The organism is Pseudomonas sp. NPDC087814 (assembly GCF_044742865.1).
Taxonomy (GTDB): domain Bacteria; phylum Pseudomonadota; class Gammaproteobacteria; order Pseudomonadales; family Pseudomonadaceae; genus Aquipseudomonas.
In genome coordinates, this window is record NZ_JBIUVK010000070.1 from 1 (window position 1) to 22,179 (window position 22,179).

Below are 22,179 nucleotides of genomic sequence, written 5' to 3' on the forward strand. Positions count from 1 at the left end.
ACCTTTTTCTTGTGCTGCTATTTAAAGAGCGGGAGTATACCCGATTCGGCCGCGCCACCATCCCCTGGAGCCTTATGCCACGCTGCTTTTGGTGTTCTGAAGATCCGCTGTACATGGCTTATCACGATCAGGAGTGGGGAACGCCGCTGCGCGATGCGCAGGGACTGTTCGAGTTGCTTTTGCTCGAAGGGTTCCAGGCGGGCCTGTCCTGGATCACCGTTTTACGCAAACGCGAGCATTATCGAAAGGTCTTGTTCGGCTTTGATGCGCAGCGTCTGGCCCAACTGAGCGATGCCGAGATCGAAGCGCTGATGCTCGATTCGGGCATCGTGCGTAACCGCCTGAAACTCAATGCCACCCGGCGCAATGCCGCCGCCTGGCTGGCGCTGCAGGACCCCGTGGAGTTTCTGTGGTCGTTTGTGGGCGGCGTGCCCAAGGTCAATCATTTCAAGGACCGCAGCCAGGTCCCGGCCATTACGCCGGAGGCTGAGGCCATGAGCAAAGCCTTGAAAAAAGCCGGCTTCACCTTCGTCGGGCCGACCATCTGCTACGCGTTCATGCAGGCCTCGGGCATGGTCATGGACCACACTCAGGACTGCGACCGTTACGCGGACCTCGCCAACGCCGGTTAGAATGGCGGCTTTGCGCACCACACAAGATCAGGAGTGACCTGTGGAAAAGTTTAAAGGCGCCTTGCTGGTAGGCGCTCTTCGGTTGTTTGCCCTGCTGCCCTGGCGCGCGGTGCAAGCGGTCGGTTCGGCAATTGGCTGGATCATGTGGAAAACCCCCAACCGTTCCCGTGAGACGGTGCGGATCAACCTGTCCAAATGCTTCCCGGACATGGATCCGGCCGAGCGCGAGCGTCTCGTTGGACGCAGCCTGATGGACATCGGCAAGTCCCTGACCGAAAGCGCCTGCGCCTGGATCTGGCCGGCCCAGCGTTCCATCGACCTGGTGCGCGAGGTCGAAGGCCTGGAAGTGCTGCACGAAGCCCTGGCCTCGGGCAAAGGCGTGGTCGGCATCACCAGCCACCTGGGCAACTGGGAAGTGTTGAACCACTTCTATTGCAGCCAGTGCAAACCGATCATTTTCTACCGCCCGCCGAAGCTCAAGGCGGTGGATGACTTGCTGCGCAAACAGCGGGTGCAACTGGGTAACCGCGTGGCGGCGTCCACCAAGGAAGGCATCCTCAGTGTCATCAAGGAAGTGCGCAAAGGCGGCCAGGTGGGCATTCCTGCGGATCCGGAGCCGGCGGAATCGGCCGGGATCTTCGTGCCGTTCTTCGCCACCCAGGCGCTGACCAGCAAGTTCGTGCCGAACATGCTGGCGGGGCACAAGGCGGTCGGGGTGTTCCTGCATGCCCTGCGGCTGCCGGATGGCTCGGGCTACAAAGTGATCCTGGAAGCGGCGCCGGAAGACATGTACAGCACCGATACAGCCACTTCGTGTGCGGCGATGAGCAAGGTGGTGGAGCGCTATGTGGGGGCTTACCCGAGCCAGTACATGTGGAGCATGAAACGCTTCAAGAAACGCCCGCCGGGTGAGGCGCGGTGGTATTGATGTACGGCTGACTCAAGGTTGGCACAAAACAAAATGTGGGAGCGGGCTTGCTCGCGAAGGCGGTGTATCAGACACAAATTCGGTGACTGACACGACGCCTTCGCGAGCAAGCCCGCTCCCACATTGGGTTCTGCTTAAGCTTGGCGGTCGAGTTTCTTCAGGAATACGGTCATTTCCTTTTCGGCCTGCTTGTCGCCATGTGCCAGGGCCGCTTCAATACCCTTCTCCCAAGCTAACCGCGCTGCAGCGTTATCACCCTGCCCCAGCTGCGCCTTGCCCAACAGCTTCCACGCCGCCGAATACTTCGGGTCGAACTCGACGCATTTCTGCAAATGCTCGGCCGCCTTGGCGTTGTCCTTCAGATCAAGATAACCCTTGCCCAAACCAAACCGCAGCAGTGAGTTATCCACACCCTTGGCGAGCATTTTTTCCAGGGATTCGAGCATGTCGGTCACTCCGTTTGATCAGAAAAAGCTCAGGCCCACGTGGAACAGCTTCTCCACATCGCGGATATGTTTTTTATCCACAAGGAACAGAATCACGTGGTCGCCCGTGGCGATCACCGTGTCGTCGTGGGCGATGATCACTTCTTCATCGCGAATGATTGCGCCGATGGTGGTGCCCGGCGGCAGGCCGATATCGCGGATCGCCTTGCCAATCACCTTGCTCGATTTTGAATCACCGTGGGCAATCGCCTCGATGGCTTCCGCCGCACCCCGGCGCAACGAGTGCACACTGACGATATCGCCGCGGCGCACGTGGGCCAGCAAGGTGCCGATGGTCGCCAGTTGCGGGCTGATGGCGATGTCGATATCGCCGCCCTGGATCAGGTCGACGTAGGCCGGGTTGTTGATGATGGTCATCACCTTCTTCGCCCCCAGCCGCTTGGCCAGCAACGACGACATGATGTTGGCTTCGTCATCGTTGGTCAGGGCCAGGAAGATGTCGGCGTCGGCGATGTTTTCTTCCAGCAGCAGATCACGATCCGAGGCGCTGCCCTGCAGGACCACGGTGCTGTCGAGGGTGTCGGACAAATACCGGCAGCGTGCCGGATTCATCTCGATGATCTTCACCTGGTAGCGGCTTTCGATGGCCTCGGCCAAGCGCTCACCGATCTGCCCGCCGCCGGCGATGACGATGCGTTTATAGGTTTCATCCAGACGGCGCATTTCGCTCATCACCGCGCGAATGTTCGCTTTGGCGGCGATGAAAAACACCTCGTCGTCAGCCTCGATCACCGTATCGCCCTGGGGCAGGATCGGCCGGTCGCGACGGAAGATCGCCGCCACCCGCGTCTCGACGTTGGGCATGTGCTCGCGTAGCTGGCGCAGTTGCTGGCCCACCAACGGTCCGCCGTAGTAGGCCTTGACCGCCACCAGCTGTGCCTTGCCTTCGGCGAAGTCGATCACCTGCAAGGCGCCCGGGTGTTCGATCAGGCGCTTGATGTAATGGGTCACCACCTGTTCCGGGCTGATCAGCACATCGACCGGGATCGCGTCGTTGTCGAACAGTCCGGCGCGGGTCAGGTAGGCCGCCTCACGCACTCGGGCGATCTTGGTCGGAGTGTGAAACAGGGTGTGGGCGACCTGGCAGGCAACCATGTTGGTCTCGTCACTGTTGGTGACTGCCACCAGCATGTCGGCATCGTCGGCACCGGCCTGGCGCAGCACTGTAGGAAACGAGGCGCGGCCTTGTACGGTACGGATGTCCAAACGGTCGCCCAAATCCCGCAGGCGCTCCGCGTCGGTGTCGACCACGGTGATATCGTTGGCTTCGCTGGCCAAATGCTCGGCCAGCGTACCGCCAACCTGCCCTGCGCCGAGGATGATGATTTTCATCCGGTCACTCCCTTAAAACCATTCAGCCGCGAGCGGCGGCAATCTTGATCAGCTTGGCGTAATAGAACCCGTCGTGGCCGCCTTCCTGGGCCAGCAACTGGCGGCCATGAGGCTGCTTGATCCCGGCCTGGATGTCGAGGTCCAGTTCCCGTGCGCCGCTGGTGCGAGCAAGGAAGGCTTCGATGACTTCAGTGTTTTCGGTAGGCAGCGTCGAGCAGGTGGCGTACAGCAGGATGCCGCCTACTTCGAGGGTCGGCCACAACGCGTCCAGCAACTCGCCTTGCAGCACGGCCAGGGCGGCGATGTCGTCGGGTTGGCGGGTCAGCTTTATGTCCGGGTGGCGGCGGATCACGCCGGTGGCGGAGCACGGTGCGTCCAGCAGGATGCGCTGGAACGGCTTGCCGTCCCACCAGGTGGCGGTGTCGCGGCCGTCAGCGGCGATCAGCTCGGCGCTGAGGCCCAGGCGGGCGAGGTTTTCCCGCACACGCACCAGGCGCTTGGCTTCCAGGTCGACGGCGACGACACCGGCCAGGTCTGCTTGCACTTCCATGATGTGGCAGGTTTTGCCACCGGGGGCGCAGCAGGCGTCCAGCACTCGTTGGCCAGGCGCCAGGTCCAGCAGATCAGCGGCCATTTGCGCGGCTTCGTCCTGCACGCTGATCCAGCCTTCGGCGAACCCGGGCAGGTTACGGACATCACCCGGTTCTGTAAGAACGATGCCGTCCTGACTGTAGACACAGGCCGTGGCCGCTACACCGGCTTCGCCAAGCAACGTGAGATACGCATCGCGAGTGTGATGACGGCGATTGACCCGCAGGATCATCGGCGGGTGCGCATTGTTGGCGGCGCAGATGGCTTCCCATTGCGCGGGCCAGAATGCCTTCAGGGATTTTTGCAGCCAGCGCGGGTGGGCGGTGCGCACCACCGGGTCATGTTCCAGCTCGGCCAGCAGCGCTTCGCTTTCGCGCTGGGCGCGGCGCAGCACGGCGTTGAGCAGGGCCTTGGCCCAAGGCTTTTTCAGCTTGTCGGCGCAACCGACGGTTTCGCCGATTGCCGCGTGGGCCGGCACGCGGGTGTAGAGCAGTTGATACAGGCCCACCAGCAGCAGCGCCTCGACATCGGCGTCCGCCGCCTTGAACGGCTTTTGCAGCAGCTTGGCCGCCAGCGCCGATAAACGTGGCTGCCAGCGGGCGGTACCGAAGGCCAGGTCCTGGGTAAAGCCGCGATCGCGGTCTTCGACTTTATCCAGTTGGGTCGGCAACGAACTATTGAGGGAAGCCTTGCCGTTGAGCACGGCGGCCAGGGCCTTGGCGGCGGCCAGACGTGGGTTCATTGCGCGTCCACCGCTTGGCCGAGGACGATGCCAACGGCAAATTTCTCACGGCGGCTGTTGAACAAATCGCTGAAGTTCAGCGCCTTGCCGCCGGGCAATTGCAGACGGGTCAGACACAGCGCCTGTTCACCGCACGCTACCAACAGGCCGTCCTTGCTGGCGCCGATGACCTCGCCGGGGGCGCCCTTGCCTTCGGCCAGGGTGGCGGCCAGTACTTTCAAGGCCTCGCCATTGAGCGTGCTGTGGCAGATCGGCCACGGGTTGAAGGCACGCACCAGACGCTCCAGCTCAACGGCCGGGCGGCTCCAGTCGATGCGGGCTTCATCCTTGTTCAATTTGTGGGCGTAGGTGGCGAGGCTGTCGTCCTGAACTTCACCTTGCAGAGTGCCGGCAGCCAGGCCTGCGATGGCCTGGACGACAGCCGGCGGGCCCATTTCGGCGAGGCGATCATGCAGGCTGCCGCCGGTGTCTTGCCCGGTGATCGGGGTGGTGACTTTCAGCAGCATCGGCCCGGTGTCCAGACCTGCTTCCATGCGCATCACGGTCACCCCGCTTTGCGCATCACCGGCTTCGACGGCACGCTGGATCGGTGCCGCGCCACGCCAGCGAGGCAGCAGCGAGGCGTGGCTGTTGATGCAGCCCAGGCGCGGGATATCCAGCACAGCCTGGGGCAGGATCAAGCCGTAGGCCACCACCACCAGCAGGTCTGGCTTCAGCGCAGCCAGTTCGGCCTGGGCATCGGCGTCGCGCAGGGTCGGCGGCTGCAGCACCACAATGTTGTTTTCCAGTGCCAGCTGCTTGACCGGGCTGGGCATCAGTTTTTGCCCACGACCGGCCGGGCGATCGGGCTGGGTGTAGACCGCCACGATTTCATAAGGGCTGGCGAGCAGGGCCTTGAGGTGCTCGGCGGCGAATTCGGGGGTGCCGGCAAAAACGATGCGCAGTGGCTCGGTCATGGGAAACGTCTCACAAAAGAAAAAGGCTTGCCGGAGCAAGCCTTTGAAAGAAGGGAATCAAGCTTGCTGGCGATGCTTCTTTTCCAGCTTCTTCTTGATCCGGTCGCGTTTAAGCGTGGACAGGTAATCGACAAACAGCTTGCCGTTGAGGTGGTCGCACTCGTGTTGGATGCACACCGCCAGCAGGCCTTCGGCAATCATCTCGAACGGCTTGCCGTCACGGTCCAGGGCCTTGATCTTGACGCGCTGGGGACGGTCGACGTTCTCGTAGAAGTCGGGCACCGACAGGCAGCCTTCCTGGTACTGGCCCATCTCGTCGGTCAGGGTTTCGAACTCAGGGTTGATAAACACCAGGGGCTCGCTGCGGTCTTCGGACAGGTCCATGACCACGACGCGCTGATGCACGTCGACCTGGGTCGCGGCGAGGCCGATACCCGGGGCTTCATACATTGTTTCAAACATGTCATCGACCAACTGACGAACCTTGGCGTCCACTACGGCCACTGGCTTGGCGATGGTGCGCAGGCGTGAGTCCGGAAATTCGAGGATGTTCAAAATAGCCATAAGCGTAATTGCTGCACATGTGAGGTAAAGGCAAGTCGGCGCCGGGGATGGACCCTTGATGTGCCGGGATAAGTGCCGTGGGAAAACGTCCGAAAGCCGCGAAGGCCAAGGCGTTTCACGCGAATGCACATAATAAAGGAGATTCACCCCATGAGGAAATCGCTACTCGTCTTGCTGCTGTGGGCCCAGGCCGTTATTGCCCAGGTTCCCGAGAGCTATCCACAGGCCGGCCAACCGTTGCCGCTTCATACGCAGCAGGCCATCCAGCGCTTTTTACTGCACAACCGCATTCTCGATACCCCCCAGGAACTGGAGCACGCTCCCTATATTGTTGCAGCAGATGCCGGACGAGTATTGGGCGCCGATGGCGAGCGTATTTATGCGCGAGGTGCCCTGGACCCTACCGCCGAAAGCTACGGGATCTTCCGTCGCGGCAAGGCCTATACCGACCCGCAAAGCCAGGAATTGCTGGGTATCAACGTCGACGACATTGGCACCGCACGTTTTGTGACGGTGGGCGATGTCAGCACGTTGGGTGTGCGGCGCGTCACCCAGGAGGTGCGTCCCGGGGATCGTTTGCTCAGCCAGCAAGCGCCCACCGACCTCGCCAGCCTGGTGATTCAGATGCCTGCTCGCGCCACTGCCGGGCACATCATCGACGTGCCACGGGGCGTGACGCAGATCGGCGTGCTGGACGCGGTGACGCTGAACAAGGGCCGTCGTGACGGCCTGACGGAAGGCCATTTGCTGGCCGTGGTGAAAACCGGGGAAACCGTTCGGGACCGAGTAACCGGTGCTCCGGTGAAGATGCCCGACGAGCCGGCCGGGACGCTATTGGTGTTCCGTACCTACGAAAAGCTCAGCTATGGCCTGGTGCTCAGCGCGTCGCGTTCGCTGGCGGTAATGGACCGTTTTGAGGCGCCAGAACGAAGACAATAATTAGGTTGCTAAATAAGTTACCAACAGAGTTATCCACAGCTTGTTCCGATCAAGGACGATCATATGTTACCGACGAATGACCGTGAAATTTCCCCGGCAGAACTGGAAGCCCGACTACGCTTGCACAGGCTGCCGGAACTGGGTCCCAAGGGCTTTAAAAAACTTATCGAGGCCTTTGGTTCTGCGTCAAAAGCCATCAGCGCACCGGCCAGTGCCTGGCGCTCCCTGGGGCTCAAGGTGGCCAGCGCCGATGCCCGGCGTTGCGAGGAAGTACGTGATGGTGCCAGTGCGGCATTGGCCTGGTTGGAGCGTCCGGCCCAGCATTTGCTGATGTGGGACCAACCCGACTACCCGGCATTGCTTGCAGAATTGGATGACGCACCCCCGCTATTATTCGTCGCCGGCAACCCGGCGATTCTGGAGAAACCGCAGCTGGCGATGGTCGGCAGCCGTCGCGCCTCCAGGCCAGGAATGGATACCGCCGCCGCGTTTTCCCGCAGCCTGGCGAGTGCCGGTTTTGTCATCACCAGTGGCCTTGCCCTGGGTATCGACGGTGCTGCTCACCAGGCGGCTTTGGATGTTGGTGGACATACAATCGGCGTGCTGGGCACCGGGCTCGAAAATTTTTATCCACAGCGCCATCGACGCTTGGCCGAGGCGATGATTGCCCAAGGCAGCGCCGTGGTTTCCGAGTTTCCGTTGGACGCCGCGCCCCAGGCCGGCAACTTCCCGCGCCGCAACCGTATTATCAGTGGCCTGTCGCTTGGGGTACTGGTGGTGGAGGCCAGCATGGCCAGCGGTTCGCTGATCACCGCGCGGCTGGCGGCGGAGCAAGGGCGCGAGGTATACGCCATCCCCGGCTCCATCCATCACCCCGGGGCCAAAGGCTGCCATCAACTGATCCGCGATGGCGCGGTGCTGGTGGAAACCATCGAGCACATTCTCGAAAACCTGCGTGGCTGGCAGGCCCTCTCCCGCCCGGCGCCGATTGCGGTCAATCATCCGCTGGTGGCGCTGTTGCACGCGGCGCCCCACACCAGTGAAGCCCTGGCGATTGCCAGTGGCAGGGCCTTGTCCGAGGTGCTGGCCAGCCTGACGGAGCTGGAACTGGAAGGCCGGGTGATCTGCGAAAGCGGGCGCTGGCTTGCGCGCGGCTAGGTTTTGTAACGAAGATCGGTAAACTGCGCAGAGCTTTAGTCCGGAGAGTGAGTAATGGTCAACAGGTGGCGTGTGCGAGAAGCCGCACGAGAAATTCGCGCAGGCGCAGTGATTGCCTATCCAACCGAGGCGGTCTGGGGCCTGGGCTGTGACCCTTGGAACGAAGAAGCGGTGGATCGGTTGCTGGCGATCAAGGGCCGGTCTGTGGATAAGGGGCTGATCCTGATTGCCGACAATATCCGTCAGTTCGATTTTCTCTTCGAAGATTTTCCCGATGAGTGGATGGACCGCATGGCCAGTACCTGGCCTGGCCCGAATACGTGGCTGGTGCCCCATCAGGACTTGCTGCCCGAGTGGATTACCGGGGTGCATGACACGGTGGCGTTGCGGGTGACTGATCATCCGCAAGTGCGGGATCTGTGCTCGCTCGTCGGGCCACTGATTTCCACCTCGGCCAACCCGCAGGGCCGCCCGGCGGCGCGCACGCGGATTCGTGTGGAGCAGTATTTCCGTGGGCAGGTGGATCTGGTATTGGGGGGGAATCTGGGGGGGCGCAAGAACCCGAGTTTGATTCGGGATCTGGCGACGGGTGAGGTTGTGCGGCCTTCCTGAGACCGAGCCGCCTGCTTTCGCGAGCAAGCCCGCTCCCACATTTGACCGAGTCCAACTTTTGGAACGCGGACAAATGTGGGAGCGGCGGTGCGACGATTCGACTTGCTCGCGAAGAGGCCCTCAAAGCCGCTGAAAATCCAACGCCCTATGGCAGCAGAATGGTCGACCCAGTCGTGCGCCGCGCCGACAACTCTGCCTGAGCCTTCGCCGCATCCCCCAACGAAAACCGTTGGTTAATATCAATCTGCAGCTTCCCGCTGATGATCATCGAAAACAGATCATCCGCCATCGCCTGCAGGTTTTCCGGGTTGTTGGCATAGGTCGCCAATGTCGGCCGGGTCACATACAGCGAGCCCTTGGCCGCCAGAATCCCCAGGTTGACCCCATCCACCGCCCCCGAAGCATTACCGAAACTCACCACCAGCCCGCGTGGCGCAACGCTGTCCAGCGAGGTGAGCCAGGTGTCCTTGCCTACGCCGTCGTACACCACTGGGCACTTCTTGCCGTCAGTCAATTCCAGCACGCGTTGTGCGACATTTTCCTTGCTGTAGTCGATGGTTTCCCAGGCGCCGAGGGATTTGGCCAGCGCCGCTTTTTCCGGCGAACTCACGGTACCGATCAGCTTCACGCCCAAGGCCTTGGCCCATTGGCAAGCCAGGGAGCCGACGCCACCGGCAGCGGCGTGGAACAGAATGGTTTCGCCGCCCTTCAACTCATAGGTCTGGCGCAACAGGTACTGCACCGTCAGGCCCTTGAGCATCGCGCCGGCGGCCTGTTCGAAGCTGATGTCGTCCGGCAGGTGCACCAGGTTGGCAGCCGGCAACACATGCAATTCGCTGTAGGCGCCCAGCGGGCCGCTGCCGTAGGCCACGCGATCGCCGACCTTGAATTGAGTGACTTCGCTGCCCACCGCATCAACCACGCCGGCACCTTCCGCGCCCAGGCCCGACGGCAAGGCCGGTGGTGCATACAGGCCGCTGCGGAAATAGGTGTCGATGAAGTTCAGGCCAATGGCCTTGTTCTGCACGCGAACCTGCTGCGGGCCGGGTTCGGCCGGGGTGTAGTCTACATACTCAAGCACTTCGGGGCCGCCATGGGCACGGAACTGGATACGTTTGGCCATCTGCACTCTCCTTAAGTCATTTCGCGTAGCCCCCTATCGGACTCCTAAGCTTGATCTTCGTCAACTGTGGCAGCAGTGGGTGCAGTGGTATCCTGTGCGCCCATTTGCCGCCGATGCCCAATGGCCTCGTGTAGCGTTGCCCGATTCAAGGTGATGTCATGACTACCCGCACCGAGGCTGTCAAAGCCTACCTGCTTGACCTGCAAGACCGCATTTGCAGCGCCCTGGAAACCTTCGAGACGGACACTCGCTTTATCGAAGACGCCTGGACCCGGCCTGCCGGCGGCGGCGGTCGCACCCGTGTGATCGAAAACGGTTCGGTAATCGAGAAAGGCGGCGTTAACTTTTCCCACGTGTTTGGCAGCGGCCTCCCACCGTCCGCCAGTGCCCATCGCCCGGAATTGGCAGGTCGCGGTTTTGAAGCCCTCGGCGTGTCGCTGGTGATCCACCCGCATAACCCGCATGTGCCAACTTCCCACGCCAATGTGCGTTTTTTCATCGCTGAAAAAGAAGGCGAAGAGCCGGTGTGGTGGTTTGGCGGCGGCTTCGACCTGACGCCCTACTACGGCAACGAAGAAGACTGCATCCACTGGCACCGCGTCGCCGAACAGGCCTGCGCGCCGTTTGGCCCGGACGTTTATTCACGCTACAAGGCCTGGTGCGACACCTACTTCCACATCAAGCACCGCAACGAACCGCGTGGCATCGGCGGTTTGTTCTTCGATGATTTGAACGAGTGGGACTTCGACACCAGTTTCGCCTTCATGCGCGCCATTGGCGACGCCTACATCGACGCCTACCTGCCAATCGTCCAGCGCCGCAAGGCCATGGCCTATACCGAGCAGCAGCGCGAATTCCAGGAATTCCGCCGTGGCCGCTACGTCGAGTTCAACCTGGTCTACGACCGCGGCACTTTGTTTGGCCTGCAATCGGGCGGGCGTACCGAGTCGATCCTGATGTCGCTGCCACCACAAGTGCGCTGGAGCTATGACTGGAAAGCCGCCCCCGACAGCGAAGAAGCGCGCCTAACCGACTACTTCCTGCAAGACCGCGACTGGCTGGGTGTGCTGCCCAAGGCGGCGGTCTGATGGATCGTTATGTCGTCTTCGGCAACCCCATCGGCCACAGCAAGTCGCCGCTGATTCACCGTCTGTTCGCCGAACAGACCGGCGAGCAACTGGACTACAGCACCTTGCTCGCGCCGTTGGAGGATTTCACCGGCTGTGCAAAAGCATTTTTCGCACAAGGCCGTGGCGCCAACGTCACCGTACCGTTCAAGGAAGAGGCCTATCGCCTGGCCAACGCCCTGACCGAACGCGCCCAACGGGCCGGCGCAGTGAATACCCTGAGCAAGCTCGGCGATGGCAGCCTGTTGGGAGACAACACCGACGGCGCCGGCCTGGTGCGGGATTTGACGGTGAATGCCGGGTTCAGCCTGCAAGGCAAACGCATCCTGTTGCTGGGCGCCGGTGGTGCGGTGCGCGGCGCGTTGGAGCCATTGCTGGCTGAGCAGCCGGCTTCGCTGATCATTGCCAATCGCACCGTGGAAAAAGCCGAATTGCTCGCCGAGCTGTTCGACGATCTCGGCCCGGTGTCCGCCAGCGGTTTCGACTGGCTGCGTGAACCGGTGGACCTGATCATCAATGCCACGTCCGCCAGCCTGTCAGGCGATGTACCGCCGATTGCCGGCAGCCTGATCGAACCCGGAAAGACTTTTTGCTACGACATGATGTACGGCAAAGAGCCTACGGCTTTCTGCCGCTGGGCCGGTGAGCAGGGCGCGGCGGTGGCAATGGATGGCCTGGGGATGCTGGTGGAACAGGCCGCGGAAGCGTTCTTCCTGTGGCGCGGCGTTCGACCGGACTCCGCGCCGGTGCTGGCTGAATTGCGTAGCCAACTGGCCTGACGCAATCCAAATGTGGGAGCGGGCTTGCTCGCGAATGCGGTGGATCAGTCGATACATACGGCGACTGTCACACCGCATTCGCGAGCAAGCCCGCTCCCACAGTTTTAACCGCATTCAGTCTTCGAAATGGATGGGGCATTGGTCGGCCCCTTCCAGTTTCTTCAGCTCTTCCACCACCTGCGGCCGGGCCTTGCGCAACGCCAGGCTGCGCCCCACTCCATTCAATCGGCGCGCTTCCTGGTGCAGCATCTCCACCCCGGAATAGTCGATGAAGTTGATCTGCTGCGCCTCGATCACCACCCGCTGGCCGTGCAGGCTTTGCAGCCGCACCTGCAGGTAATGGCTGGCGCCGAAAAAGATCGACCCGCCGACCCGCAGCACATCGTCCTCTCCGTCACGCCATTGCTGGACCCGCGGCTGTGAGGTGCGCTTGAGGTAGAAAAACAGCGACGCCAGCACCCCGGCGTAAATGGCCGTTTGCAACTCCAGCAACAGCGTGGCGATGCAAGTCAGGCTCATCACCACGAACTCTGCGCGGCTGACCCGGAACAGCGCCCGAATACCGCGATGGTCGACCAACCCCCAGCAAATCAGCAGGATGCTGGCGGCCATGCTCGGGATCGGGATATGCGCGATCAATGCCGCACCGAACAGCGCGAACAACGCCACCCACAATGCGGAAAACACCCCCGCCAGCGGCGAACAGGCGCCTGCCTCATAACTCAGGCCCGACCGTGTGAAGGAACCTGCCGACAAGTACCCCGAGAAAAATCCGCCGACAATGTTGGATAAACCCTGGGCGCGCACTTCCTGATTTGCATCGAGCAATTGTTGGGAGCGGGCCGACAGTGAGCGCGCAATCGACAGGCTGGTCACCAGCCCCAGCATGCCCACCGCCACGGCACTCGGCAGCAGGCGCAGGACCATGTCCAGGTCCATCGGCAGCGGGCTGAACGGTGGCAGCTTGCCGACAAATGAACTGACCCGCGCCACCTCCCCGAACATCGTCGGCCACAGCCACGGGATGAGGCTGCCCAGGGCCAGCGCGATCAACAGGGTTGGCCAGCGCGGTACCCAGAGTTTCAGCAGCACCCCCACCAGCAAGGTGCCGAGCCCGAGCACCAGTGAAGGACGATTCCACTCCCCGGCATGGTTGATCAGCGCCAGCAGACTGTTGATCGCCGTGGCCTGGCTGGGCAGGTCCAGCCCCAGCAGGTTGGGCAGTTGGCCCAGGGCGATCACCACCGCAGCGCCGAGGGTGAAGCCGAGCACCACTGAATGCGAGACGAAATTCACCAGGGCGCCGAAGCGCAGCATGCCCAACAGCCATTGGAAGACGCCGGCCAGGAACGTCAGCAGCAGGATGAGTGTGATGTAGTCCTGGGAGCCGGGCACGGCCAGCGGGCTGACGCTGGCGTAGAGCACGATAGAGATGGCTGCCGTGGGGCCGCAGATCAGGTGCCAGGAAGAGCCCCACAAGCAGGCGATCAATACCGGGATGATCGCGGCGTACAGGCCATACTCCGGTGGAAGCCCGGCGATCAGCGCGTAGGCAATGGACTGGGGTAATGCCAGGACTGCACCGCTCAGGCCAACGATTGCATCTCGCCCGACGCTGGCGCGGGTTTGGCGCGGGAGCCAGCTGAGGAAGGGGAAGAGTGTATGGCGGTTGGGCCAGGGCATTGGAAACTCGGTTGAAGAGGTTTGAATCAGAGTATCAGGCTCATGATGATCGTTCCCACGCTCTGCGTGGGAATGCCGTCTTGGACGCTCTGCGTCCGCTCTTGAGTCGTGACGCGCAGCGTCACCGGATGCGTTCCCACGCAGAGCGTGGGAACGATCAGTGCATCAGAGTTTGGCTTTTACAGCGGCCAGCGCATCTTGACCGTCCACGGTTTTAACCCCGTCCAGCCACTTGTCCAGCACCGCCGGGTTCGCCTTGATCCACGCCTTCGCCGCGTCCGCATTACTGAGCTTCTTGTTCACCACCTCAGCCATGATGGCGTTCTCCATCTCCTGGGTGAAACTCAGGTTGGTCAGCAATTTCCCCACATTCGGGCACGCCTGTGCATAGCCCTTGCGGGTCAACGTATACACGCTGCCGGTGTCACCAAAGTACTTCTCCCCACCCTTGAGGTAATGCATCTTCAACTGCACGTTCATCGGGTGCGGCGTCCAGCCGAGGAAGGTCACGAACTTCTGCTTCTTCACCGCCCGGGACACTTCGGCCAGCATCGCCTGTTCACTGGACTCGATCAGCTTCCACTGGCCCAGGTCAAAGTCGTTCTTCTTGATGATTTCCTGCAACGAGAGATTCGCCGGCGCACCCGAACCGATGCCGTAGATCTTCTTGTCGAACTTGTCGGCAAACTTGTTCAGGTCGGCAAAGTCATGCACCCCGGCGTCCCAGACATAGTCCGGCACGGCCAGGGTGAACTCGGTGCCGTCGAGGTTCTTCGCCAGTTGCACCACATCGCCATTGGCCACGAACTTGTCGTAGAAGCCCTGCTGCGCCGGCATCCAGTTACCCAGGAACACGTCCACCTGGCCGTCCTTGAGCCCGCCAAAGGTGATCGGCACCGCAAGGGTGTCGACCTTGGCCTTGTAGCCCATGCCGTTCAACAGGAAACCGGTAATGGCATTGGTGGCGGCGATATCGCTCCAGCCCGGATCGGCCATCTTCACGGTGTCGCAGCTGGTGTCCGCGTAGACGCCGGCACTGCTCAATGCCAGCAGCGCAACGCTCAACACGGTGGATAACTTTTGCATGGCCTTCCCCTCAGTTTTATTGGTTTTGGCAGGGTTGTGGAAAACGTGCCTTGCGCTCCAGATCGTCGAGGTCGATGTGGTTGCGCATGTATTGCTGACTGGCGTCTACCAGTGGCTGGTGGTCCCAGCTCTTCAGCTTGCCCTGGGTCAGCGCCTCGAACACCAGGCGGCGACGGCGTTGGCTGGCGAGCACCTGCTGGTGGATCGCCGGGATGTCCCATTTGGCCCGCGCTTCATGCAAAAACGCCTCGAACAGTGGCCGGTGTTCCGGTGACTGGCTGAGGTCCTCCCGCTCGTGCGGGTCGTTGTGCACATCGAACAATAGGCAAGGATCGTCCTCGCTGTAGATGAACTTGTAGGCGCCACGGCGAATCATCATCAGCGGGCTGATGGTGCCCTCGGCCATGTACTCACCGAACACTTCGTCGTGCCCGCCCTGCCCTTGCAGGTGAGACACCAGCGAGCGGCCGTCCAGCGCCAGCCTCGGGTCCAGCTCGCCGCCGGCCAGTTCCACCAGGGTAGGCAGCAGGTCGGCGGTGGACACGGCGGCGGTCACCCGGCCGGCCGCAAACTGCCCCGGCGCGCTGATCAGCAGCGGCACCCGGGCGGCCATTTCAAACCAGTGCATTTTGTACCAGAGCCCGCGTTCGCCGAGCATGTCGCCGTGGTCGCCGGAGAAGATGATGATGGTGTCGTCGGCCAGGCCCGTGTCTTCCAGGGTTTGCAGCAGCTTGCCGACGTTGCTGTCGATGTAGCTGCACGCGCCGAAGTAAGCGCGGCGTGCATCGCGGATCTTGTTCAGCGGCAGCGGCTTGTCCCACAGGTCATAGACCTTGAGCAGGCGCTGGGAGTGAGGGTCGAGGTCAGCCTGTGGCGGTGTTGCAGGCAGCGGGATGTCGTTGTCGTCGTACAGGTCCCAGAACGGTTTGGGAATGGTGTAAGGGTCGTGTGGGTGAGTCATCGACACGGTCAGGCAGAACGGCTGGTCGCCATCCTCGCGGATATGGTCGAACAGGTACTGCTGGGCCTTGAACACCACCTCTTCGTCGAAATCCAGCTGGTTGGTGCGCACGCACGGCCCGGCCTGCAGCACCGACGCCATGTTGTGGTACCAGGAGGGGCGCACGTCCGGCTCATCCCAGTTCACGGCCCAGCCATAGTCGGCCGGGTAGATGTCACTGGTCAGGCGTTCTTCATAGCCGTGGAGCTGGTCGGGGCCGCAAAAATGCATCTTGCCCGACAGCGCGGTGCGGTAGCCGAGGCGGCGCAGGTAGTGGGCATAGGTCGGCACGTCGGCGGGGAAATCGGCTGCGTTGTCGTAGGCGCCGATCTTGCTCGGCAACTGGCCGCTCACCAGGGTAAAGCGCGATGGCGCACACAGCGGACTGTTGCAGTAAGCGGCGTCGAACACCACGCCCTCAGCGGCGAGGCGACTCAAGTTTGGCAGTTTGATAGGCGAAGGACCGTAGAACGGAAGCATCGGCGCGGCCATTTGATCGGCCATGATAAAAAGAATGTTCTTGCGCTTCATGGTTTCGCGGCATTCCATAGTCGATGTTTATGCGAATGAGCATGCAGGCCATGGAAATCGTGGTAAAGCCCATGAGAAGCAATGTCTAGGATAAGCCCAGCTTATGTATGAATCCCTCGGTCACCTGTCACTCGACCTGCTGCGTGCCTTTGAATCCGCAGCGCGCCAACGCAGCTTTACGGCAGCGGCGATGGAGTTGGGCACCACCCAGCCGGCCATCAGCCAGCAGATCAAGCGCCTGGAAGAACAGCTGAAGGTGCGCCTGTTTGATCGCATCTACCGTGGCATCGAGCTGACCGACGCGGGCGCCTTGTTATTCGAGCAGGTACAGGCCGGTTTGCAGAGCATCAACCAGGGCCTGAGCGCGATTGCCGAGCAGGACCAGCATGAAGTCCTGCAGGTGGCGACCGACTTTGCCTTCGCCGCGTATTGGCTGATGCCACGCTTGCATCGTTTCCATGAAGCCAACCCGCAGGTGGACGTGAGCCTGGTCACCAGCGAGCGTAACCACGCCACGTTGCGCAGCGATATCGACGTAGCGGTGCTGTTCGGTGACGGCCGCTTCAAACAGGGCGACAGCCTGTGGCTGTTCAACGAGGAAGTGTTCCCGGTGTGCAGCCCGCAGCTACTCCAGGACCGAGTCGCGCCACTATCGGTGCAGAGCCTGCTGGAGTTCCCCTTGCTGCACCTGCGCCAGCAAAACAACAACCAGTGGTTCGACTGGAGCGGGGTGTTTCGCGAACTGGGCATCACCACCGCGCCCACCCCGGGCCAACTGCGTTTCGACAATTACACGCTGTTGATCCAGGCCGCGATCGCGGGCCAGGGCGTGGCCATCGGCTGGCGTCACCTTGTGGATAACCTGCTGGAGCAAAAATGGCTGTGCCGGCCGATTGGCGACACGGTGATCTCGCGCTTCGGCTATTACGTGGTGCTGCCCCAGCGCAAACGCCGCAGCCAGTTGATCGAGCGTTTCGTCGACTGGCTGATGACCGAACAGGCCAGCAGCGCACAATCGCTGACCGGTCTGGCCCTGCCGTCCATTGCGGTCTAGGATTTGCCGATCAATGAGCCCGGAGCTTGTCATGCAACGTATCAAGGGCTACCACGCCCATATCTATTTCGACGCCAACACCATCGACCAGGCGCGCAAACTCTGCGAAGACGCCGCGCAATTGTTTCCGCTGCGCATGGGCCGCGTGCATGAACGCCCGGTGGGCCCGCACCCGGACTGGAGCTGCCAGCTGGCATTCGAACCTGAATACATCGGCGTCGTGCTGCCTTGGCTGGCCCTCAACCGCAACGGCCTGGTGGTGTTCCTGCACCCGACCACCGGTGATGACCTCAAGGACCACACCGAACACGCGATCTGGATGGGGGCGATGCGCACGCTGGATCTGTCAATATTTTAAGCCTGCAATTTCCCTATATATGGGACTGATATTTATATATTGAGACTTTGCTGGTCTTGGGTTTATATTCGCCTAATCCGCTCAGAACACTCAGGTGAAGCGATGCAGGCGCAATTGATCGCGCTCGATTGGGGAACCAGTTCCCTTCGTGCTTACAAGCTCGGCCCGGCAGGCGTCGTGATCGAACGGCGCACCTTGGCGTCGGGGATCATGCACCTGCCGACTGAAGCCCGGGAAATAGCCGGTGTTCGCTGCAGCAACGGGTTCGAGCTGGCATTTGACGCAGCCTGCGGTGACTGGCTCGACACCCAGCCGGACCTTCCCGTTATCGCTTGCGGCATGGTCGGCAGCGCCCAGGGCTGGAGCGAAGCGGCTTACCGCGACACCCCGGCCGACGTTTCTACCCTCGGCCAGGCGCTGCATGTGGTGCGCAGCCTGCGGGGCGCAGCGGTGCACATCGTGCCCGGCGTGATTCAACGCGGCGCGTTGCCCAATGTGATGCGCGGTGAAGAAACCCAGGTGCTCGGCGTGCTGCAAAGCCTGGCTGCCCATACCGGGCGCGACGTATTGATCGGCCTGCCGGGCAGCCATTCCAAGTGGGTGGAGGTGGTGGAAGGCTGCATCCCTCACTTCGATACTTTCATGACCGGCGAGTTGTTCGCCGTGCTCAGTCAACACAGCATTCTGGGGCGCACCCAGCGCCCTTCCGAACAGTTCCAGGTGGCCGCTTTTGATCGCGGTGTTCAGGTTGCGCTGTCGGCAGACGGCCAAACGGGGCTGTTGTCGAACTTGTTCAGCGCACGCTCCCTGGGATTGACCGGCGAGCTGGCGCCTGACGAGCAACCGGACTATCTGTCCGGGCTGTTGATCGGCCACGAACTGACCGGCCTGCGCACTCGCAAGCCCAACCAGCAGCGCGACATCGTCCTGGTCGGCACACCCCAACTCTGCACCCGCTACCAGCGTGCACTCCAACTCTGTGGCTTCCCTCACGTGACCCTGGCGCAGGAGGCTACCGAGCGTGGCCTTTGGCAGCTGGCCATGGCGGCGGGGCTGCTGCCTGCAACCTGACGAGAGGCCCGACATGCTCAAGCAAGCACTGACACACAACGGTTTGATCGCGATCCTGCGCGGCCTGCGACCGGAGGAGGCGCTGGCGATCGGCGAGGTGTTGTACACGGCGGGCTTCAGGGTGATCGAAGTGCCGCTGAACTCGCCGGATCCTTATTCCAGCATCCGCATCCTGCGGGACAGCCTGCCCGCCGATTGCCTGATCGGCGCCGGCACCGTGCTGACCCCGGAACAGGTCGATCAAGTCAAAGCCGCCGGCGGCCAGGTGATCGTCATGCCCCATAGCGATGCCAAGGTGCTGCGGGCCGCCAAGGCCGCGGGCCTGTATCTGTCGCCGGGTGTGGCCACGCCCACCGAAGCGTTTGCCGCGCTGGCCGAAGGCGCCGACGTGCTGAAGCTGTTCCCGGCCGAGCAAATGGGCCCGGCGGTGGTCAAGGCCTGGCTCGCAGTACTGCCCGCCGGCACCGTGCTGCTGCCGGTGGGCGGCATCACCCCGGACAACATGCAGGTATTTTTCGACGCGGGCGTCAAAGGCTTCGGCCTGGGCTCCGGGTTATTCAAGCCGGGCATGAGCGTCGCCCAAGTGGCGAGCAACGCCCAGGCCTACGTCGCCGCCTGGCATGCCTTGGGCTGATCAGCGTTCTCCATCTACAAGAGAGATAAGAAGATGAAAATCACCAAACTGACCACCTTCATCGTCCCGCCGCGCTGGTGCTTCCTCAAGGTTGAAACCGACCAGGGCGTGACTGGTTGGGGCGAGCCCGTTGTCGAGGGCCGCGCCCATACCGTGGCTGCCGCCGTCGAGGAATTGTCCGACTACTTGATCGGCAAGGACCCACGCAATATCGAGGACATCTGGACCGTGCTCTATCGCGGCGGTTTCTACCGTGGCGGCGCGATCCATATGAGCGCTCTCGCCGGTATCGACCAGGCGCTGTGGGACATCAAGGGCAAGGCCCTCGGCGTGTCGGTCAGCGACCTGCTGGGTGGCCAGGTGCGCGACAAAATCCGCGTGTATTCATGGATTGGAGGCGACCGCCCGGCCGACACTGCCCGCGCCGCCAAGGAAGCCGTGGCCCGTGGTTTTACTGCGGTGAAAATGAACGGCACCGAAGAGCTGCAATTTCTCGACAGCTTCGAAAAAGTCGACCAGGCCCTGGCCAACGTCGCCGCCGTGCGGGATGCGGTCGGTCCGAACGTCGGCATCGGCGTCGACTTCCATGGCCGGGTGCACAAACCCATGGCCAAGGTGCTGATGAAGGAACTCGACCCCTACAAACTGATGTTTATCGAAGAGCCGGTGCTCAGCGAAAACTACGAAGCGCTCAAAGAGCTGGCGCCGCTCACCAGCACCCCGATTGCCCTCGGCGAGCGCCTGTTCTCGCGCTGGGACTTCAAGCGCGTGCTCAGCGAAGGCTACGTCGACATCATCCAGCCGGATGCGTCCCACGCCGGCGGTATCACCGAAACCCGCAAGATTGCCAACATGGCCGAAGCTTACGACGTGGCCCTTGCCCTGCACTGCCCGCTCGGCCCGATTGCCCTGGCAGCGTGCCTGCAGCTGGATGCGGTTTGCTACAACGCGTTCATCCAGGAACAGAGCCTGGGCATTCACTACAACGAGAGCAATGACCTGCTGGATTACGTGCGCGATCCGGGTGTTTTCGACTACGACCAGGGCTTTGTGAAAATCCCCAACGGGCCAGGCCTGGGCATCGAGATCAACGAGGAATACGTGATCGAACGCGCGGCCATCGGGCATCGCTGGCGCAATCCGATCTGGCGGCATGCCGACGGCAGCTTCGCGGAGTGGTAAACACCGCGAATTTGAGATGAAAACCCAATCAATGTGGGAGCGGGCTTGCTCGCGAAGGCGGAGTGTCAGTCAACACCTCCGCTGCTGGTAGACCGCTTTCGCGAGCAAGCCCGCTCCCACATTTGATTCGGTTTCTTCAGTAAGACCTGTCCTCAATAACCATAAGAAGAGGCAACCCCCATGCAATCCGAGTCCTTCACCGGGCAGGCTTCTTTAGTCACGCCCAGCCGAAAGCGTTTCTTCATCATGGTGCTGCTGTTCATCACCGTGGTGATCAACTACCTGGACCGCAGCAACCTGTCGATTGCCGCTCCGGCCCTGACCAGCGAGCTGGGGATCGACCCGGTGCATGTCGGGTTGATCTTCTCCGCGTTCGGCTGGACCTACGCGGCCATGCAGATTCCCGGCGGCTGGCTGGTGGACCGGGTGCCGCCGCGCATTCTCTACAGCGTCGCCCTGCTGCTGTGGTCGGTGGCCACGGTGATGCTCGGTTTCGCCGCCAGCTTCATCGCGCTGTTCGTATTGCGCATGGCGGTGGGCGCCCTGGAGGCCCCGGCCTACCCGATCAACAGCCGCGTGGTCACCACCTGGTTCCCTGAGCGTGAGCGAGCCACGGCGATTGGCGTCTACACCTCCGGGCAGTTTGTCGGGCTGGCGTTTCTCACGCCGGTATTGGCCTGGCTGCAACACGCCTTTGGCTGGCACATGGTGTTTGTCGCCACCGGCGGCGTGGGCATTGTGTGGGCGTTGATCTGGTACGCGGTGTACCGCGAGCCACGGGATTTCAAAGGCGCGAATGCGGCGGAAATCGAGCTGATCCGCGAAGGCGGCGGGTTGGTGGACATCCAGGCGCAGGCGGCCAAGGCACCGTTCAGCTGGGTCGACCTCGGCATCGTGTTGAGCAAGCGCAAACTGTGGGGGATCTACCTGGGGCAGTTCTGCCTGAATTCCACGTTGTGGTTTTTCCTGACGTGGTTTCCGACCTACCTGGTGAAATATCGCGGCATGGACTTCATCAAGTCCGGCCTGCTGGCGTCGCTGCCGTTTCTGGCGGCGTTTGTCGGGGTGCTGTGTTCGGGGCTGTTTTCCGATTGGCTGATTCGCCGGGGAGCGTCCGTGGGGTTTGCGCGCAAGTTGCCGATCATTGGCGGGCTGTTGATTTCCACGGCGATCATCGGCGCCAACTTTGTTGATTCCACGGCGTGGGTGATTGCGTTTCTGGCGGTGGCATTTTTCGGCAATGGTCTGGCGTCGATCACCTGGTCATTGGTGTCGACCCTGGCGCCGGCAAGGCTGCTGGGGCTGACCGGAGGGGTGTTCAACTTCATCGGCAATCTGTCGGCGATTACCACGCCGATCGTGATTGGCTTTCTGGCGACCGGGGATTCGTTTGCGCCGGCGATTACGTACATCGCGGTGCTGGCGTTGTTGGGTGCGTTGTCCTACATCTTGCTGGTCGGCAAGGTCGAGCGTATCGAGATTTAGGCGACTGCTGCGGCGAGGGGGGGGGGGGGGGGGGGGGGGGGGGGGGGGGGGGGGGGGGGGGGGGGGGGGGGGGGGGGGGGGGGGGGGGGGGGGGGGGGGGGGGGGG

The 22,179-nt window shown here is 62.1% G+C and carries 22 protein-coding genes; 13 read left to right on the plus strand and 9 right to left on the minus strand.

Translation table 11 applies throughout. The annotated features are described in order from the left end of the window. Positions 1-74: 74 nt before the first annotated feature. On the plus strand, positions 75-632 hold the full coding sequence (locus ACIOMR_RS29060; RefSeq protein WP_003213603.1) for a DNA-3-methyladenine glycosylase I: 558 nt from the start codon (positions 75-77) through the stop codon (positions 630-632). Positions 633-672: 40 nt separating this feature from the next. Further along, a complete protein-coding gene (locus tag ACIOMR_RS29065; protein ID WP_003213605.1) occupies positions 673-1,560 on the plus strand; it encodes a lysophospholipid acyltransferase in 888 nt (295 codons plus the stop codon). Between the two features lie 134 nt (positions 1,561-1,694). Here ACIOMR_RS29065 and ACIOMR_RS29070 read toward each other — a convergent pair whose 3' ends face one another. The 5 genes from ACIOMR_RS29070 to def are packed head-to-tail and all read right to left on the minus strand — an operon-like array spanning position 1,695 to position 6,251. Then, a complete protein-coding gene (locus ACIOMR_RS29070) occupies positions 1,695-2,006 on the minus strand; it encodes a lipopolysaccharide assembly protein LapB (protein ID WP_003213608.1) in 312 nt (103 codons plus the stop codon). 18 nt (positions 2,007-2,024) lie between these two features. Beyond that, positions 2,025-3,398, minus strand: a complete 1,374-nt coding sequence (gene trkA / locus ACIOMR_RS29075; RefSeq protein ID WP_003213611.1) for a Trk system potassium transporter TrkA — start codon at positions 3,396-3,398, stop codon at positions 2,025-2,027. A gap of 22 nt (positions 3,399-3,420) precedes the next feature. Beyond that, positions 3,421-4,731 carry a 16S rRNA (cytosine(967)-C(5))-methyltransferase RsmB gene (gene rsmB, locus ACIOMR_RS29080; RefSeq protein ID WP_401197843.1) on the minus strand — a complete coding sequence of 437 codons (1,311 nt, stop codon included), beginning with the start codon at positions 4,729-4,731 and terminating at the stop codon, positions 3,421-3,423. Then, positions 4,728-5,687: a methionyl-tRNA formyltransferase gene (gene fmt / locus ACIOMR_RS29085; protein ID WP_401197846.1), complete on the minus strand. Its 960-nt coding sequence runs from the start codon at positions 5,685-5,687 to the stop codon at positions 4,728-4,730. Before fmt ends, rsmB begins: the two co-directional genes overlap by 4 nt. A gap of 57 nt (positions 5,688-5,744) precedes the next feature. After that, a complete protein-coding gene (gene def / locus ACIOMR_RS29090) occupies positions 5,745-6,251 on the minus strand; it encodes a peptide deformylase (protein ID WP_003213617.1) in 507 nt (168 codons plus the stop codon). Positions 6,252-6,401: 150 nt separating this feature from the next. Here def and ACIOMR_RS29095 point away from each other — a divergent pair, with 150 nt between their 5' ends. From ACIOMR_RS29095 to ACIOMR_RS29105, 3 genes are all read left to right on the plus strand, one after another. Further along, on the plus strand, positions 6,402-7,190 hold the full coding sequence (locus tag ACIOMR_RS29095; RefSeq protein WP_177009013.1) for a peptidoglycan-binding protein: 789 nt from the start codon (positions 6,402-6,404) through the stop codon (positions 7,188-7,190). A 63-nt stretch (positions 7,191-7,253) separates the two neighbouring features. After that, a complete protein-coding gene (dprA, locus tag ACIOMR_RS29100) occupies positions 7,254-8,348 on the plus strand; it encodes a DNA-processing protein DprA (RefSeq protein ID WP_003213620.1) in 1,095 nt (364 codons plus the stop codon). 54 nt (positions 8,349-8,402) lie between these two features. Continuing rightward, a complete protein-coding gene (locus ACIOMR_RS29105) occupies positions 8,403-8,960 on the plus strand; it encodes an L-threonylcarbamoyladenylate synthase (RefSeq protein WP_003213622.1) in 558 nt (185 codons plus the stop codon). A 145-nt stretch (positions 8,961-9,105) separates the two neighbouring features. Here ACIOMR_RS29105 and ACIOMR_RS29110 read toward each other — a convergent pair whose 3' ends face one another. After that, on the minus strand, positions 9,106-10,083 hold the full coding sequence (locus ACIOMR_RS29110) for an NADPH:quinone reductase (protein ID WP_008439566.1): 978 nt from the start codon (positions 10,081-10,083) through the stop codon (positions 9,106-9,108). A 158-nt stretch (positions 10,084-10,241) separates the two neighbouring features. On the opposite strand from ACIOMR_RS29110, the gene hemF reads away from it, so the two are divergent. Together hemF and aroE are read left to right on the plus strand one after the other, a co-directional pair. Continuing rightward, positions 10,242-11,171: an oxygen-dependent coproporphyrinogen oxidase gene (gene hemF / locus ACIOMR_RS29115; RefSeq protein WP_003213625.1), complete on the plus strand. Its 930-nt coding sequence runs from the start codon at positions 10,242-10,244 to the stop codon at positions 11,169-11,171. Further along, positions 11,171-11,989: a shikimate dehydrogenase gene (gene aroE, locus ACIOMR_RS29120; protein WP_134325487.1), complete on the plus strand. Its 819-nt coding sequence runs from the start codon at positions 11,171-11,173 to the stop codon at positions 11,987-11,989. The genes hemF and aroE overlap by 1 nt, the downstream gene beginning before the upstream one ends. 114 nt (positions 11,990-12,103) lie before the next feature. Here aroE and ACIOMR_RS29125 read toward each other — a convergent pair whose 3' ends face one another. From ACIOMR_RS29125 to betC, 3 genes are all read right to left on the minus strand, one after another. After that, positions 12,104-13,672: a SulP family inorganic anion transporter gene (locus tag ACIOMR_RS29125; RefSeq protein WP_178911695.1), complete on the minus strand. Its 1,569-nt coding sequence runs from the start codon at positions 13,670-13,672 to the stop codon at positions 12,104-12,106. A 165-nt stretch (positions 13,673-13,837) separates the two neighbouring features. Next, complete coding sequence (gene choX / locus ACIOMR_RS29130; RefSeq protein WP_177022425.1) at positions 13,838-14,758, minus strand: choline ABC transporter substrate-binding protein; 921 nt, start codon at positions 14,756-14,758, stop codon at positions 13,838-13,840. Positions 14,759-14,774: 16 nt separating this feature from the next. Continuing rightward, a complete protein-coding gene (gene betC, locus ACIOMR_RS29135; protein WP_008439571.1) occupies positions 14,775-16,289 on the minus strand; it encodes a choline-sulfatase in 1,515 nt (504 codons plus the stop codon). Positions 16,290-16,392: 103 nt separating this feature from the next. On the opposite strand from betC, the gene ACIOMR_RS29140 reads away from it, so the two are divergent. The 6 genes from ACIOMR_RS29140 to ACIOMR_RS29165 all read left to right on the plus strand — a co-directional run bounded on the left by ACIOMR_RS29140 (position 16,393) and on the right by ACIOMR_RS29165 (position 22,073). Then, positions 16,393-17,343 (plus strand): choline sulfate utilization transcriptional regulator, encoded by a 951-nt coding sequence (locus tag ACIOMR_RS29140; protein ID WP_008439576.1) that lies wholly within the window; start codon positions 16,393-16,395, stop codon positions 17,341-17,343. A gap of 31 nt (positions 17,344-17,374) precedes the next feature. Then, on the plus strand, positions 17,375-17,701 hold the full coding sequence (locus ACIOMR_RS29145) for a DOPA 4,5-dioxygenase family protein (RefSeq protein WP_003213639.1): 327 nt from the start codon (positions 17,375-17,377) through the stop codon (positions 17,699-17,701). A 102-nt stretch (positions 17,702-17,803) separates the two neighbouring features. Continuing rightward, on the plus strand, positions 17,804-18,772 hold the full coding sequence (locus tag ACIOMR_RS29150; RefSeq protein WP_401197856.1) for a 2-dehydro-3-deoxygalactonokinase: 969 nt from the start codon (positions 17,804-17,806) through the stop codon (positions 18,770-18,772). A gap of 13 nt (positions 18,773-18,785) precedes the next feature. Next, positions 18,786-19,406 carry a 2-dehydro-3-deoxy-6-phosphogalactonate aldolase gene (locus tag ACIOMR_RS29155; RefSeq protein ID WP_003213643.1) on the plus strand — a complete coding sequence of 207 codons (621 nt, stop codon included), beginning with the start codon at positions 18,786-18,788 and terminating at the stop codon, positions 19,404-19,406. Positions 19,407-19,439: 33 nt separating this feature from the next. Next, positions 19,440-20,588, plus strand: coding sequence for a galactonate dehydratase (gene dgoD / locus ACIOMR_RS29160; RefSeq protein ID WP_003213645.1), 1,149 nt, complete (start codon positions 19,440-19,442; stop codon positions 20,586-20,588). A gap of 180 nt (positions 20,589-20,768) precedes the next feature. Next, on the plus strand, positions 20,769-22,073 hold the full coding sequence (locus tag ACIOMR_RS29165) for an MFS transporter (protein ID WP_401197859.1): 1,305 nt from the start codon (positions 20,769-20,771) through the stop codon (positions 22,071-22,073). The last annotated feature ends 106 nt before the right edge of the window (positions 22,074-22,179 follow it).